Annotated in this window: 12 protein-coding genes; 2 read left to right on the top strand and 10 right to left on the bottom strand. The window is 62.1% G+C overall.

What is annotated here, in order from left to right; genetic code table 11:
- Nucleotides 1-11 precede the first annotated feature (11 nt).
- Both QWB57_RS00750 and QWB57_RS00745 read left to right on the top strand, forming a co-directional pair.
- Nucleotides 12-1169, top strand: a complete 1158-nt coding sequence (locus tag QWB57_RS00750) for an ABC transporter permease (protein WP_288967907.1) — start codon at nucleotides 12-14, stop codon at nucleotides 1167-1169.
- Nucleotides 1170-1190: 21 nt separating this feature from the next.
- Nucleotides 1191-2498, top strand: coding sequence for an ABC transporter permease (locus QWB57_RS00745; RefSeq protein ID WP_223629665.1), 1308 nt, complete (start codon nucleotides 1191-1193; stop codon nucleotides 2496-2498).
- A gap of 33 nt (nucleotides 2499-2531) precedes the next feature.
- On the opposite strand, the gene rarD is transcribed toward QWB57_RS00745, so the two are convergent.
- The 10 genes from rarD to rho form a co-directional block, all read right to left on the bottom strand.
- Nucleotides 2532-3440 (bottom strand): EamA family transporter RarD, encoded by a 909-nt coding sequence (rarD, locus tag QWB57_RS00740; RefSeq protein WP_288967904.1) that lies wholly within the window; start codon nucleotides 3438-3440, stop codon nucleotides 2532-2534.
- Between the two features lie 13 nt (nucleotides 3441-3453).
- On the bottom strand, nucleotides 3454-4362 hold the full coding sequence (gene yedA / locus QWB57_RS00735) for a drug/metabolite exporter YedA (RefSeq protein WP_223629663.1): 909 nt from the start codon (nucleotides 4360-4362) through the stop codon (nucleotides 3454-3456).
- Nucleotides 4363-4443: 81 nt separating this feature from the next.
- Entirely contained in the window at nucleotides 4444-6627 is a 2184-nt protein-coding gene (locus tag QWB57_RS00730) for a carboxy terminal-processing peptidase (RefSeq protein ID WP_288967902.1), read from the bottom strand.
- A gap of 213 nt (nucleotides 6628-6840) precedes the next feature.
- Nucleotides 6841-7830: a lipoyl synthase gene (gene lipA, locus QWB57_RS00725; RefSeq protein WP_223629661.1), complete on the bottom strand. Its 990-nt coding sequence runs from the start codon at nucleotides 7828-7830 to the stop codon at nucleotides 6841-6843.
- Nucleotides 7831-7861: 31 nt separating this feature from the next.
- Nucleotides 7862-8533 (bottom strand): lipoyl(octanoyl) transferase LipB, encoded by a 672-nt coding sequence (lipB, locus tag QWB57_RS00720; protein ID WP_223629660.1) that lies wholly within the window; start codon nucleotides 8531-8533, stop codon nucleotides 7862-7864.
- Nucleotides 8521-8799, bottom strand: coding sequence for a DUF493 family protein (locus tag QWB57_RS00715; protein ID WP_223629659.1), 279 nt, complete (start codon nucleotides 8797-8799; stop codon nucleotides 8521-8523). Before QWB57_RS00715 ends, lipB begins: the two co-directional genes overlap by 13 nt.
- Nucleotides 8796-10016, bottom strand: a complete 1221-nt coding sequence (locus QWB57_RS00710) for a D-alanyl-D-alanine carboxypeptidase family protein (protein WP_223629658.1) — start codon at nucleotides 10014-10016, stop codon at nucleotides 8796-8798. The genes QWB57_RS00715 and QWB57_RS00710 overlap by 4 nt, the downstream gene beginning before the upstream one ends.
- Nucleotides 10017-10118: 102 nt before the next feature.
- Nucleotides 10119-11318 (bottom strand): septal ring lytic transglycosylase RlpA family protein, encoded by a 1200-nt coding sequence (locus QWB57_RS00705; protein ID WP_223629657.1) that lies wholly within the window; start codon nucleotides 11316-11318, stop codon nucleotides 10119-10121.
- Entirely contained in the window at nucleotides 11315-12316 is a 1002-nt protein-coding gene (gene mltB, locus QWB57_RS00700) for a lytic murein transglycosylase B (RefSeq protein ID WP_288967898.1), read from the bottom strand. Before mltB ends, QWB57_RS00705 begins: the two co-directional genes overlap by 4 nt.
- 211 nt (nucleotides 12317-12527) lie before the next feature.
- Nucleotides 12528-14279: a transcription termination factor Rho gene (rho, locus tag QWB57_RS00695; protein WP_288967896.1), complete on the bottom strand. Its 1752-nt coding sequence runs from the start codon at nucleotides 14277-14279 to the stop codon at nucleotides 12528-12530.
- Nucleotides 14280-14476 lie beyond the last annotated feature (197 nt).

Raw genomic sequence — 14476 nt, 5'->3', positions numbered from 1 at the left:
GGAGACGCCGCATGAAATATTTTCATCTGATCTGGGCCGCATTGGCCCGCAGCAAAACCCGCACCTTGCTGACGCTGATGTCGGTGGTGGCGGCGTTCTTGCTGTTCGGCATGCTGGACTCGGTGCGGGTGGCGTTCAATTCCGGCGGTAGCGTGGCCGGTGCCAACCGCATGGTGACGATGTCGCGCCTATCCATCACGCAGATGCTGCCGTACAGCTTGGATGCGCAAGTGCGCGCGGTGCCGAACGTCAAGAAGGCCGCGTTTGCGGCTTGGTTTGGCGGTATCTACCGCGACCCGAAAAACTTCTTCGCCAATTTCAGTGTCAGCCCCGATTATCTGGACCTGTATCCGGAGTTCAAGTTGCCGGCGGCGCAGAAAAAAGCATGGCTGGCCGACCAACGCGGCGCGATTGTGGGTGAGGCCTTGGCCAAGCAATTTGGCTGGAAAGTGGGCGACACCATTCCCTTGCAGGCCACGATTTTCCCCACCAAGGGCAGCAATGATTGGCAGTTCACCTTGCGCGGCATCTACCACGTGGATGACCCCAAGCAAAAAGCGCAAGAGCGCGTGCTGTTTTTCCACTGGAAATATTTTGATGAAGCCAACGACTACGTGAAAGGCCGGGTGGGCTGGTGGATCGTGGAGCCGTCCAATGGCGGTAGCGCTGACCGGGTAGCCAAGGCCATCGACACATTGAGTGCCAACTCCGACCACGAAACCAAAACCCAGAGTGAAGCGGCCTTCAACCAAAGTTTTGCCAAGCAATTTGCCGATATTGGCTTGATTGTCTCGGCGATCATGGGCGCGGTGTTCTTCACCTTGTTGCTGCTCACTGGCAACACCATGGCGCAGGCCGTGCGCGAGCGCATCCCGGAATTGGCAGTACTCAAGACCATTGGCTTTTCCAACCGCAGTGTGCTGTGGCTGGTGCTGGGTGAATCGGTGCTGCTGGTGGTGCTGGGCGGCATATTGGGCATGCTGCTGGCGGCGGTGATTGTGCCGATGGTCAGTGCGGCCAGCGGCGGCATGATCCAGCTGCCTGGCTTGCTTGGCCAGACCTGGGGCATCGGGCTGGCACTGATGGTGGGTATTGGTGTGCTGGTGGGGCTGTTGCCGGCACTGCGCGGCATGCGCTTGAACATTGTTGATGCATTGGCCGGGCGCTGAAGGCTCGAAGAGGACACGCACATGAAACGATTTTTTTCGAGTTTGTTGACCGTGCTTGCACTGGCCACCGTACTGATGATCTGGATCAAGTTGCCTTGGTTCGCTGTACTCGGCATTGCCATCGCCATTGCACTGTGGCTGTTGGCGACCCGCAGCGGGCGATTGGCGCGCGAAGCCACCAAACTCGGGATTGCCGGATTGCCGCAGCGTTGGGGCGCATCCAGCGTGATCGTGATCGGGATTGCTGGTGTGGTCGGTGTGTTGGTGGCGATGTTGGCGATGGGCGAAGGCTTCAAGGCCACGCTGGATAAAACCGGCGATGACAGCACCGCGATTTTGCTGCGCGCCGGCTCGCAGGCGGAAACCAATTCGGTGATCACACGTGATCAAACGCCGCTGATTGCCGCCCTGCCCGGCATTGTGCGTGCCGCAGATGGCAAGGCCTTGGTGTCACCGGAGTTGTCGCAGGTGGTCAATCTGGTCAGCCGCAATGATGGTGGCGATGTGAATGTGCAATTCCGTGGTGTGGGCCCGCAAGGCTGGGCGATCCGCCCGCAGATCAAGATCGTGCAGGGCCGCAAGTTCAACCCGGGCTTGCGTGAAATCGTGATTGGCAAAGGCGCGCAAACCCAGTTCCGCGATATGGAGGTGGGCAAGCAATTGAAGCTGGCCAATCAACAATGGACGATCGTGGGTGTGTTTGAGGCCAAGGATTCGCACGACTCCGAATTGTGGACCGATGCCGATGTGTTGGGCCCGTCCTATCAACGGCAAGCGTTCCAGTCGGTGACGGTGAAGCTCACGGGCAAGTCCGGCTTCAAGCAACTCAAGGCGGCATTGGCCAGTGACCCACGCTTGAAGCTGGATGTGGCCACCACCCGCGACTACTACGGCAAGCAGTCGGAAGGCTTGACCAAGCTGATCAAAATCCTGGGCAGCGTGATCGGCGCGATCATGGCCATCGGCGCCGTATTTGGCGCACTCAACAGCATGTACGCAGCGGTGGCCGGGCGCGCTCGCGAAATTGCGACCTTGCGCGCACTGGGTTTCCGTGGCCTGCCGGTGGTGACGGCAGTGATGCTGGAAACCATGCTGTTGGCGCTGTTGGGCGGGGTGTTGGGCGCGTTGATTGCGTGGCTGGTGTTCAACGGCTACACGGTCAGCACATTGGGCAACAATTTCAGCCAGGTGGTGTTCCAGTTCAAAGTCAGTCCGGAGCTGGCGTGGACCGGCCTGAAATGGGCGCTGGGCATTGGTTTGGTCGGCGGGTTGTTCCCGGCGTTGCGGGCGGCGCGGCTGCCGGTCACCGAGGCGCTGCGTGCTGCCTGATGGCACCCTCTCCTTCCCCTTGAAGGAGAGAGGTTAGCCACGCCGCCGCGAACGCCACAGCCCCTCACCGGCATACAGCGCCAGTGCGATCCAGATAAAGCCAAAGCCAATCGCACGCTCGCGGCCAAACGGTTCACCCAGCACCAGCACGCCCATCAGCAATTGCAACGTGGGCGAGATGTACTGCAGCAGGCCCACCAGCGAATATGGAATGCGCTGCACGGCGGCGGCAAATCCGATCAACGGCAGTGCGGTGAGCACACCACCGAACACCAGCAAGCCAATCACGCCGGCACCCCACGCGGGGGTTTGGCCGTGCGCCAGCAAGTGGCCCTGCCCGCTGCTTTCCGCCCACAGCAAAAACGCCAACGCGGGCAGCAACAGAAACAGGCTTTCCACCCCCAAGCCGCGCACCGGTGGTGCGCCCAGCAGTTTGCGCACCAGACCATAGCTGCCGAACGAGATGGCCAGCGCCAACGCAATCCACGGAAAGCTGCCGTAGTTGCGGGTCAGCCACAGCACACCCAGTGCAGCGATGGCCACCGCAGCCCATTGCACACGGTTCAGCCGTTCGTGCAGCACCAGCACGCCCAGCACAACGTTCAACAACGGGTTGATGAAGTAGCCCAGCGCCGATTCCACCACGTGGCCGGCATTCACCGCCCAGATGTACAGACCCCAGTTGAATGCGATCAGTGCGCCGCTGAGCGCCAGCATGGGTGCGGCATGCGGGCGTGCCAGGGTGTCCCGCAGCCAGCTGCGGCCGTACTTGAGGCCCAGCCAACCGCACACGAACAGCGCGCTCCACACCACCCGATGCGCGATGATTTGCAGCGATGGCACCACTTTCAGCAAATGCCAGTACAGCGGCATCAGGCCCCACGCCACATAGGCCGCCACCGCGATCCAGACTCCGCGCCGGTCCAGCGTGCCCGCACTCATCACGTCGCCCACATCATGCGGCCTTGGGCGCGCGGGTTTTGGCCAGTGTGATCACCACCACGCCCAGCAAAATCACGCCCATCGCCGCCAATTCGCGGCCACCAAATTGTTCATGCGCCAAGGCCGCGCCCAACAGCACGGCAATGGCCGGGTTGACGTAGGCATAGCTGGTGGCCAATGCGGGCCGCACATGGTGCAGCAGCCAGATGTAGGCGGAAAACCCGAACAAGGATCCCATCACCACCAGATACCAGAATGCGCCGATGGCGTGGGCCGATGGCAGCTGATGGAAGCGTTCACCCACCAGCGTCCCCACCACGCACATCGCCACACCGCCGCACAGCATTTGCCCGGCCGAGGTCATGAATGGCGAAGGCAAGTCGCGGCCTTTGCTCCAGATCGAGCCATACGACCACGCGACCGAGGCCAGCAACAGGGCCGCCAACCCCATCGGGGTGCCCGCCAGACTGCCACCGGCGCTGAGCCAAAGCACGCCCAAAAATCCGATACTCAAACCCAGCCATTCCAACCGGCTGGGCCGATGCCCGCGCAGCGCGGCAAACACCCCCATCCACAATGCTGACGACGACACGATCACCGCCGTCATCCCCGATGACACGGTTTGTTCGCCAACATTGACCAGGCCATTGCCCATCAGCAACAGCAGCACGCCCATCATCGCCACGTTGCGCCATTGCACCCGGCTGGGTGCGGGGACCCCGCGCCAGCGCAGGAAGGCGTACATCAAACTGCCGCCGACTATGAAGCGCACGCCGCCCAGCAGGAACGGCGGGAAGCCACCCTGCAGTGCAAATCGAATCGCCAGATAGGTGGAGCCCCAGATGATGTAAAGCGCGGTTAATGCGGTTGCAATTTGGGTCGAGGTGGCGGCTGATGATGCGGTTGAATGTGAGGCAGACATCGAACGTGTTCCAAACAGCGCGGGCACCAAGGTGAGCCCAAGGTGCCCGCGGATAAACGGAAGGGGTTTGCGCTTGGTGGACTAATCCGCCCAATGCCCGGCAGCGTTATGGGTCGCAGGCAGTACTTGCGCGGCCAGTTTGGCATCCTTGCCCAGCATGCCGATGGCATCGCCCAAAATGGCAGCCGATTCACGCAGTAGCGGGTCGGTTTGCTTCTTCGCCGCTTCCTCACGCGCGACTGAATCGGCGACGTTGCGCTCATCGGCCGCCAACCCATCATCGGCGCGCGACTCCAGCAGCGGGTCCTGGTTGATGCCAAGCCGCTTGCGTTCCTCGGCGCGCTGTTGCCGCTGCGCATCGAACTTGTCGCGCTCGGCGCGGCGCTCGGCTTCATTCAGCGAGATGGATTTCTTCGCCGTTTCCGCGCGGAATTTGCGCACATCATCCACCCACCATTGGTATTCCACATCTTTGGCCGAGCGTGCCTGATGCAGTGCATCCAGCTGCGCCAGCAATGGTGCGAAATTGCCGTAACGCAGATGCGATGCGGCGGCAATGCGCGTCCACGGCAGGGCATTGGGATAGGTGCTTTCACCAAATTCGCTGGCATCCACACTGACGGGGAACGCCACATCCGGCTCCACGCCCTTGTTCTGGGTGCTGCTGCCATCCGGGCGGAAGAATTGCGCCACGGTCAATTTGACCTCGCCAAAGCGTGGCGTTTCATTGGCTGGCCAGCGATCCAGATCGACCATGGTTTGCACGGTGCCCTTGCCGAAGGTGGTTTCACCAATGATCAGGCCGCGGCCGTAATCCTTGATCGCGCCCGCCACGATTTCCGAGGCCGAGGCCGACCCACGATTGACCAACACCGCCAGCGGCCCGTCCCACGCCACACCGGCATCCTGGTCGTATTGCACGTTGACCTTGCCACCGGATTCGCGCACCTGCACCACCGGGCCCTTGTCGATGAACAAACCGGTGAGCTCCACCGCTTCGCTCAATGAACCACCGCCATTGCCGCGCAAGTCCAGCACCACACCATCGACCTTCTGGGCGCGGAAGTCGGCCAGCATCTTCGCCACATCGCGGGTGGCCGAGGCATAGGTTTTATCGCCACGCCGACGGGCTTCAAAGTCCTGATAGAACCCGGGCAGCTTGATCACCCCAATCCGCCGCGCAGGCTGCGCGCTGGCGGCCGGCAGCACAATCGTTTCGGCCTTGGCACGCGCATCTTCCAGGCGCACTTTGGCACGCGTGATGGTGACCAGTTGCGGCTTGCTGTCCAACGGCGCTTCGGCCGGCACCACATCCAAGCGCACCTGGGTATTGGCGGCGCCGCGAATCAGCTGCACCACATCATCAATGCGCCAGCCAATGACATCTTTCACCTCGCCGCTGACACCTTGGCCCACGCCCACGATGCGATCGCCGGGCTTGAGCCTACCGCTGCGTGCCGCCGGGCCACCGGGCACCATTTCCCGCACCACCACCACATCGTCCTGACGGAACAACACCGCACCAATGCCCTCCAGCGAGTTCGACATCTGCATGTTGAAGTTTTCCGCGCTGCGCGGATTCATGTAGTCGGTATGCGGATCAATGCTGCCGGTGTAGGCATTCATGAAGCTCTGAAACACTTCATCGCCCTTCAACTGCTGCACGCTGGTCAGCAAGTTGGCGTAACGCTTGTCCAATGTCTTGCGAATCTCATCAGCCGGCTTGCCGGCCAACTTCAAGCGCAGCCAGTCGTTCTTCACCGACTGCCGCCACAGCGTATCGAGACCCGCAGCATCGGCCCATGGCGCATCCTTGCGGTCGTAAGCATAGCGTTCGTCCTTGCTGAAATCGAAATCAGCCTTGAGCTGTTTGCGCGCAAAACTGATCCGCTCGTCCACACGGCGTCGATACACATCGAAAATCGCCCATGCCGGATCCACCTGACCACTCTTGATCGCATCGTCCAGTGTGGTGGCGTATTTATCGAAACCGGCCACGTCCTGTGCGGTCAAAAACACCTTGCCCGGATCCAATGTCTTCAAGTATTCGGTCAGGATTTCGCGCGAGAGCGCATCGTCCAACGCCCGCGGGCGATAGGCGTAACGGCTGTCGGACAGCAAGCCATACACCATCCGCGCGGTGGTGGACTGGTCTTTGGTGGGGGCCGCGGACAGGGCGATATCGCCACTGCCAGCCAGCAGCGCCAGCGGCGCGGCCAATGCCAAACCAAGGGACAGGGTGAGCAGGGTGCGATTGCGCTTCATCGAAATTCCACGGCGTGGGGCCGCATGGGGGTGGTGGTGAGAATGAACGCGGTTGTGACCGCGCACCAGTGCTAGAAGTTGCACAACAGTGTTGCATCCACTGTACCTGTCGGCGTCGGCGCTGTGTGAATGCCGCGCTAGCACGCTACGGCATGCCGACATCACGCGGCTACCCTGCGCCGGGATGGCGCAGGGCCGCCGCGCGCACGCCCCTCAGGCAATCCCGGCGGCTTGGCGGTCGGCGTGGTAGCTGGAACGCACCATCGGCCCCGCAGCCACATGCGCAAAGCCCAGCGCGTGACCGTAATCGGCCAGCGCCTGAAACTCGTCGGGGGTCCAGTAACGCAGCACCGGGTGATGGTGGGCGCTGGGTTGCAGATATTGGCCGATGGTGACCATTTCCACGTCATGCGCACGCAGGTCGCGCAAGGTGGCTTGCACTTGTTCCATGGTTTCGCCCAACCCCAGCATGATTCCGGATTTGGTGGGGATACTCGGGTGCTGTGCCTTGAATTTCTGCAGCAGGGTCAATGACCATTGGTAATCGGCACCCGGGCGGACATTGCGATACAGATCGGGCACGGTTTCGATATTGTGGTTGAACACGTCCGGCGGACCCGCCGCCAGAATCTCCAGCGCCCGCTCCATGCGGCCTTTGCCGCGAAAATCCGGGGTCAGGATTTCAATCTTGGTCTCCGGCGTGAACTCGCGGATGGCCTTGATGCAATCGACAAAATGCCCGGCACCGCCATCGCGCAGATCATCACGATCGACACTGGTGACCACCACATAGCGCAGCCCCATATCCTTGACCGTTTGCGCCAGCCGCAAGGGCTCGGCCGCATCGGGCGGCTTGGGACGGCCGTGCGCCACATCGCAGAAGCTGCAACGGCGCGTGCAGACTTCACCCAGAATCATGAAGGTGGCGGTGCCGTGGCCAAAGCATTCGTGGATATTGGGGCAACTGGCTTCCTCGCACACGGTTACCAGCCGGTTTTCGCGCAATTTGGATTTCAGCGCCTGCACTGCATTGCCAGACGGAATGCGCACACGGATCCAACTGGGTTTGCGCAGAACTGGCACATCGGCAAACTGCACCGGCGAGCGTGCGATTTTCTGATCGGCCACTTGCCGTGCACCGGGTTCTAACGACGCTGCACCATCCACGATGGCCAGCGGAATATTGCGAGAGGGGGTGTCCATCCGGCAATTATCGCGCACATCGCCCCGGCTGTTAGTCCCGGTGTTGCGGTTCGCCCGCCAAGAGCGCAGGCAAGGTGGCCGCCATTTGCCACGTCAACCCGAATTGCTTGCCCAACTGCGCCAACAAGACCGGCTTGACGGCATCCAGACTGGAGGGCCCGCCCAGATCAGCCAGCGCCACCACTTGCAGACCGGCATAGCCGCAGGGATTGATGCGTGCAAACGGCGGCGTGCTTTCACCGGTGATGTTGAAAGCCAGCCCGTGGAAGGCGCAGCCACGACGCACGCGAATCCCCAACGCGGCGATTTTGGCGCCGTTGACATACACGCCCGGCGCGCCGGCTTGGCGCGCCGCACCGATATTCCACATGTCCAGGCTGTCAATGATGGCTTGCTCGATTTTGCACACGTACTCGCGCACCCCGATTTTCAGGCGCTTGAGATCCAGCAGCGGGTAGGCCACCAACTGCCCGGGACCGTGATAGGTCACCTGCCCGCCACGATCCACATGCAGCACCGGGATGTCGCCAGGCATCAGCACATGCTCGGGCTTGCCAGCTTGGCCGAGGGTAAAAATCGGGTCGTGCTCGGCCAACCACAGCTCGTCGGGCGTGCGGTCACTGCGGGCATCGGTGAACGCCTGCATCGCCCGCCACACCGGCGCGTAGACGTGCCGGCCCAGGTCGCGAACTACAGCGTCCACTTCACTTCAGGATGGTCGCGCAGCGCGGCGTGGGCGCGGTCGTAGTCCTCACGCGAGTTGGCGCGGAAGGAAATCCGCACCGACACGTATTTGCCATTGGCCGAATGTCGCCACGTGACATCTTCGTGCAGGACGTCAATACCGGCGGCGAGCAAGTGTTGCGGCAGGTCGGATTCCAACCGTTTGTCCGCCGCACCCATCGCCGACAACTCGAAGGTGCCGGGAAACTGGAAGCCGTGCTCGGGATTGTCCGAATGCACACTCATCCTTGCCACCACATCAGCAGGTCATGCCACAGGCGCTTGAAGAAGCCACCCTCTTCCACCGCTTCTTGCGCCACCAGGGGTGCCTGTGCAATCAGCTTGCCATCGAACATCACTTTCACCGTACCAATGCGCTGGCCTTTGGCAATCGGCGCTTGCAAGGATTTAGGCAGGTCCATGCTCGCCTTCAAATGTTCGTACTTGCCGCGCGGGGTGGACACCAGCAAGGGCTGGGTGACGCCGACCTTGACTACATCGGCCTGGCCTTTCCATAGCTTCAAGCTCTGCAGCGGCTTGCCTGCTTCATACAGCTTGTGGGTTTCATAAAACCTGAAGCCCCAATTGAGCAGCGCCTGCGCATCCACGGCGCGCTGGTTTTCGCTGCTATCACCCATCACCACGCTGATCAGGCGCTGGTCACCGCGCATCGCCGAGGCCATCAAACAATAGCCCGCACTGGAGGTGTGGCCGGTCTTGATGCCATCCACCGAGGCATCGCGCCACAACAACAAATTGCGGTTGGGTTGGGTGATCGGGCCAACCGTGAATTCCTTGATTTTGTTGTAAGCGTAGGTGGCCGGATAATCACGGATCAGCGCGCGCCCGAGCAAGGCCAAATCATGCGCGGTGGTGGTATGTCCTTCGGCTGACAAACCGGTGGGATTGACGAAGTGGGAATGCTGCATGCCAATTTTCTTGGCATAGGCATTCATCAATTGGGCGAAAGCTTCGGAACTGCCGGCCACGTGTTCGGCCAGCGCAATCGCGGCGTCATTGCCCGATTGCACCACCATGCCTTTTTCCATTTCCACCAACGGCGCGGTTTTGTTGACCTCAAAGCCGCTGTAACTGCCATCGGTGGCAGCGCCACCTTCGCGCCAAGCGTGTTCGCTCATCATCACCGGGTCGGTCGGCTTGATCTTGCCGGCGGCCATTTCCGCCGCGATGACATAGCTGGTCATCACCTTGGTGATACTGGCCGGCTCCACCTGTGCATCGACATTGTCACCGGCCAATACCTGGCCGGTGGCGGCATCCATCAGCACCCATGCTTTGCTGACTTTAGGGGCCGGGGCATCCGGGATCGGCAGTGCGTCACTCAATGCCGCCTGCCTGGCCGGCGCGGCGGTCGGTTTCGGCGTCTGCGCACTGACCCAACCTGAACCCAAAGTAATACCGGCCGTAGCCAGCGCGACAAACAACACAGAACGTGGGTGCATCAACGAAAACTCCAGAGAGCCGCGTACGCGCGGCACGAATCAATCAAGCCAACAGTTTAAGCCGCCACCTACAGCATCGGGATGACGGCGGTGTCATTCACCTTAGTTGCGCACGCGCTGCGGCTGGCCAAAGCCCAGACCCACAATACGTGCCGCAAGTTCCGCAGTGGCGGCCTCGGCCACCGGGCCAATGCGCAGCCGCCAGATCTTCTTGCCACCGATGTCCGCGTCCTGCAATTGCGCCTGCGCGATGGCCGCGGCCTGCAACAAGGACAGCGCGTGGCGGGCATTTTGCACATCGCTAAAACTGGCCACCTGCAGGGTCACTGGATTGGCGATCCGGGGGGCCACGAGCAGCTCACTGGCTGTGCCGGCGGCGTTTTCCGCCAACAGATCACGGGGCGGGGCGGTGACAGCCCCCCCCGACTGACCCGTGATTGCGCTTGGCTTGCCGGTCGCAACGCGGATCTTGCGCGCCTGCATCCAACCATCAAATTCGTCGGCGCTCATGGTGCGCCCGTCTTGGTGCATATCGAAACGGTTGCTTGGCGGCTCGGCCGCAGGTGCTGGCAAGGCGGTGAGCAATTTGTCCATCGCCGAAGGCTTGGCTGCGGCGGTCTGTGCCGTGGCATCGCTGGCATCGTCATCGGGCTGCAAGGCTTCTACCCGCACCCGTGCACTGCCCTTGCTGCGGTAACCCAGTTTGACCGCTGCGGCATAGCTGAGGTCGATCACTCGTCCCGGGTGAAACGGACCACGGTCGTTGATCCGCACGATGATCGATTTGCCGTTTTCCAAGTTGGTGACCCGCGCAAAGCTGGGCAAGGGCAACGTTTTGTGGGCCGCAGTGAAGGCGTACATGTCATACACCTCTTGGCTGGAGGTGCGGCGGCCGTGGAACTTGTTGCCGTAATACGAGGCCATGCCTTCTTCGACAAACCCGCTGTGGTCATCCAGCACGTGATAGCGCTTGCCCAACACCGCATAATCGCGATTGCCGGTACGCGCACGCGGTTCGTCACGCACTTCCGGTTCCGGGATCGCATCCACGTCCGGAATGTCAACCGGCACGCTATCGGCCACATCGGGGCGAAACAGCCCGCCAGCCACATAGTCACCGCGCTTGCTCAGGTCTTCTTGTGCAGGCGCATATGGTGAAACTTTGGGTCTGTGATGGCTTATCGACGGTGCTGGCAGCGGCACATGGGTGACAGACGCCGATTTCGATGTCGGCCCGGTGCTGACACAGGCTGCCAACACCCATGGCAAGCCCACCAGCAGCAAGCGCAGGTGCGGACTCATGCGCCGCCTGCCTCATGCCCACCGATGGCCTCGGCAAGCTGATACACCGCGGTCGCATACAGCCGCGAGATGTTATAGGTGGTGATCGCCTTGAAGTTATTGAACACCACCCAGTATTCCGGGCCAGCTTTGCCGTCCAGCGTGATCAAGGTGGCTGGTGTTGCCGCATCCCCCGTATTGGTGGTGCGATAGCCCAACTGCGACAACCCCGGTAGCGTTTGATCCAAATTCACCGCATTACCGGGATTGGCGAAGTCAGCAGCACTGGCATCACGCAGCGCCGGCTGCATCACCGGGCCACCGCGTTGCCACTTGCCTTTTTGGGCGAAGTAATTGGCCACCGAGGCGAACACATCGTCGAGATCATTGAACAAATCACGCTTGCCATCGCCATCACCATCCACCGCGTACTGACGATAGCTGGACGGCATGAATTGGCCGTAGCCCATCGCCCCGGCATAGCTGCCTTTCAAGGTGGTGATGTCGAAACCTTCTTCCTTGCCCAGCGCAAACAACTGCGCCAATTCATCGCGGAAGAACGCCTCACGCTTGTCTTCGTAGGCCACTTTCTCGGGGTTGCCGCTGCGCGGATAGGCAAACGCCAGCGTGTACAGCGCATCGATCACCAGATAGCTGCCCTTGTTGCCACCGTAGCTGGTTTCCACGCCCAGGATCGCGGTGATGATTTCCTTCGGCACCCCGTACTTGTCTTCCGCACGTTGCAGCGCTTCCCGGTTTTTTTCGAGGAACGCACGTCCACCATCAATGCGGGCTTGCTGGATGAAGATCGGACGGTAATCCCGCCACGGTTTGGCTTCCGCCGGGCGCGCCATCGCCTTGATGATGGGCTCGCGAATCTGCGCGCGCGCCAGCACCGCCTCGATGTCGGCCGCCGGGATGTTGAAGCGCTGCGCCGTGCTGCGCACGAATTCGGCGCGCGCTGCGCTGATATCGCGAACCGGCGTGACCGTGGCCACCGGTGGTACGGTGGCAGGCAATGGCGCAACCGGCGCTGCAGTCACAGGAACCGTCTTCGGCGGTGTGGCAGCACACGCAGCAAGCAGCAGCGCGGCGAATGGGGGCAATAGGCATCGGCTCATCGGCGCGAGGGTAGCACGCGATGCAAGCCGGATTGGAGTGCCCTGTTCAGGTTTATGGGCGTGACAGTGCCGATGAAGCACTGCCGCGCCATGTACCACAAGCCGCGTGTCAGCGCTTCATCGAGCCGAAGAACTCGTCGTTGGACTTGGTGTTCTTCATCTTGTCGAGCAGGAACTCCATCGCCGCGATCTCGTCCATCGGGTGCAGCAACTTGCGCAAGATCCAGATCTTCTGCAGCAGGTCGGGGTCGATCAGCAGGTCCTCGCGGCGGGTACCGGAGGCGTTGACGCCAATCGCCGGGTACACGCGCTTTTCGGTGATGCGGCGATCCAGATGCACTTCACTGTTGCCGGTGCCCTTGAACTCTTCGTAGATCACCTTGTCCATCGCGCTGCCGGTATCCACCAGCGCGGTGGCGATGATGGTCAGGCTGCCGCCTTCTTCTACATTGCGTGCGGCACCAAAAAAACGTTTGGGCCGGTGCAGTGCGTTGGCATCCACACCACCGGTCAACACCTTGCCGCTGGACGGCAGCACGTTGTTGTAGGCGCGTGCCAGACGGGTGATGGAGTCGAGCAGGATCACCACGTCCTTCTTGTGTTCGACCAAACGCTTGGCGCGCTCGATCACCATTTCCGCAACCTGCACATGGCGCGCGGCCGGCTCGTCGAAGGTGGAGGAAATCACTTCGCCGCGCACCGTGCGCTGCATCTCGGTCACTTCTTCCGGGCGCTCGTCGATCAGCAGCACGATCAGGTGCACGTCGGGATGGTTGTAGGTAATCGCGCTGGCGATCTGCTGCATCATCATCGTCTTGCCGGCCTTGGGCGGGCTCACGATCAGGGCGCGCTGGCCCTTGCCCTGCGGGGCCATCAAATCCAGGATGCGGCCGGTGATGTCCTCGCTGGAACCGTCGCCACGCTCCAGCTTGAAGCGTTTGCGCGGGAACAACGGGGTGAGGTTTTCGAACAGGGTCTTGTTCTTCGAGGCTTCGATCGGCTCGCCATTGATGGTGTCGACGATGTTCAGCGCGAAGTAGCGCTCGCCGTCCTTCGGCCAGCGGATGCGGCCGGAGACGTGGTCGCCGGTGCGCAGGTTGAAGCGGCGGATCTGCGACGGGCTGATGTAGGTGTCGTCCGGGCCGGCCAGATAGCTGGCCTCGGCCGCGCGCAGGAAGCCGAAGCCGTCCGGCAGGATCTCCAGCACGCCGTCGGCCTGCACGCCTTCGCCGTGGCGGGTCAGCACCTTCAGGATCGCGAAGATGATGTCCTGTTTGCGCGCGCGGGCCACGCCCTCGCTGATTTGCAGCTGCTCGGCAATTTCCAGCAGCTTGTGCGCGGGCATGCGCTTGAGGTCGCCCAGCGAGTAGGTGGGGAAGCCTTCCGGCACCTGCGGATTTGCGCGTGGCACAAAGGCTTCGCCATTGCCGCCGCCCTCGTCGGGCATACCGCCCTCGCGATAGCGCTCACGCTGGCGGTCGCGGCGGTTCTTGAAACGTTCACGGCGGTTATTGCGCGGGCCGCCGTCATGCTGCTGGCCGCCCTCTTGGCCACCCTGCGCGAATTGGCTCTGGCCGGACTGGCCGGACTGGCCGGAACCTTGCTGGCCTTGCGTGCCCGCGACATCCCGTGGCTCGGCGTCGGTAGCAGGCGCTGCGGCCACCGGGCTGGCAACCGGCGCTGGTGCTGGCGGTGCAGGTACAGAGGCCGGGGCTGCTGGCGGCGGCGTTGCAGTGACGGCAGCCGGTGCGGGTGGCAGTGCGATTTCGGGCTGCTCGGGGCTGCGGGCTTTGGCCACGCGGGGTTTGCGCACGCGCTTTTCGGCGACTTCGCCGGGGGCGTCGTTGGTGGGTTCGGACAAGGGAAAAACCTCGCTTGCGTTGCAAGCGCCCACGATGCGTGGGCGGGATCAAAGGGGAGTACATCAGAAGGGGTGCGGCGCGCCGAAGTGGCCCAAAGGGCAAGCTTTCAGCGCCGGAGCGTGCTAAACGCTAGCACCCCTGCGGGGGGGCGTGCAAGTGTCGTCAAACCCGCCCCGGTCAATCGGGACGGGTGGGG

It is taken from the genome of uncultured Thermomonas sp. (assembly GCF_937872235.1).
In the GTDB taxonomy this organism is placed as follows: Bacteria; Pseudomonadota; Gammaproteobacteria; order Xanthomonadales; family Xanthomonadaceae; genus Thermomonas; species Thermomonas beijingensis.
Note: the sequence above shows the minus strand (reverse complement) of the source record. Positions and strands in the feature narration are given on the sequence as shown.

What these genes read in the sequence shown, in the direction of transcription:
- QWB57_RS00750 (WP_288967907.1), top strand. Translation starts at nt 12, where the DNA reads ATGAAATATTTTCATCTGATCTGGGCCGCATTGGCCCGCAGCAAAACC.
- QWB57_RS00745 (WP_223629665.1), top strand. Translation starts at nt 1,191, where the DNA reads ATGAAACGATTTTTTTCGAGTTTGTTGACCGTGCTTGCACTGGCCACC.
- rarD (WP_288967904.1), bottom strand. Translation starts at nt 3,440, where the DNA reads ATGAGTGCGGGCACGCTGGACCGGCGCGGAGTCTGGATCGCGGTGGCG.
- yedA (WP_223629663.1), bottom strand. Translation starts at nt 4,362, where the DNA reads ATGTCTGCCTCACATTCAACCGCATCATCAGCCGCCACCTCGACCCAA.
- QWB57_RS00730 (WP_288967902.1), bottom strand. Translation starts at nt 6,627, where the DNA reads ATGAAGCGCAATCGCACCCTGCTCACCCTGTCCCTTGGTTTGGCATTG.
- lipA (WP_223629661.1), bottom strand. Translation starts at nt 7,830, where the DNA reads ATGGACACCCCCTCTCGCAATATTCCGCTGGCCATCGTGGATGGTGCA.
- QWB57_RS00715 (WP_223629659.1), bottom strand. Translation starts at nt 8,799, where the DNA reads ATGAGTGTGCATTCGGACAATCCCGAGCACGGCTTCCAGTTTCCCGGC.
- QWB57_RS00710 (WP_223629658.1), bottom strand. Translation starts at nt 10,016, where the DNA reads ATGCACCCACGTTCTGTGTTGTTTGTCGCGCTGGCTACGGCCGGTATT.
- QWB57_RS00705 (WP_223629657.1), bottom strand. Translation starts at nt 11,318, where the DNA reads ATGAGTCCGCACCTGCGCTTGCTGCTGGTGGGCTTGCCATGGGTGTTG.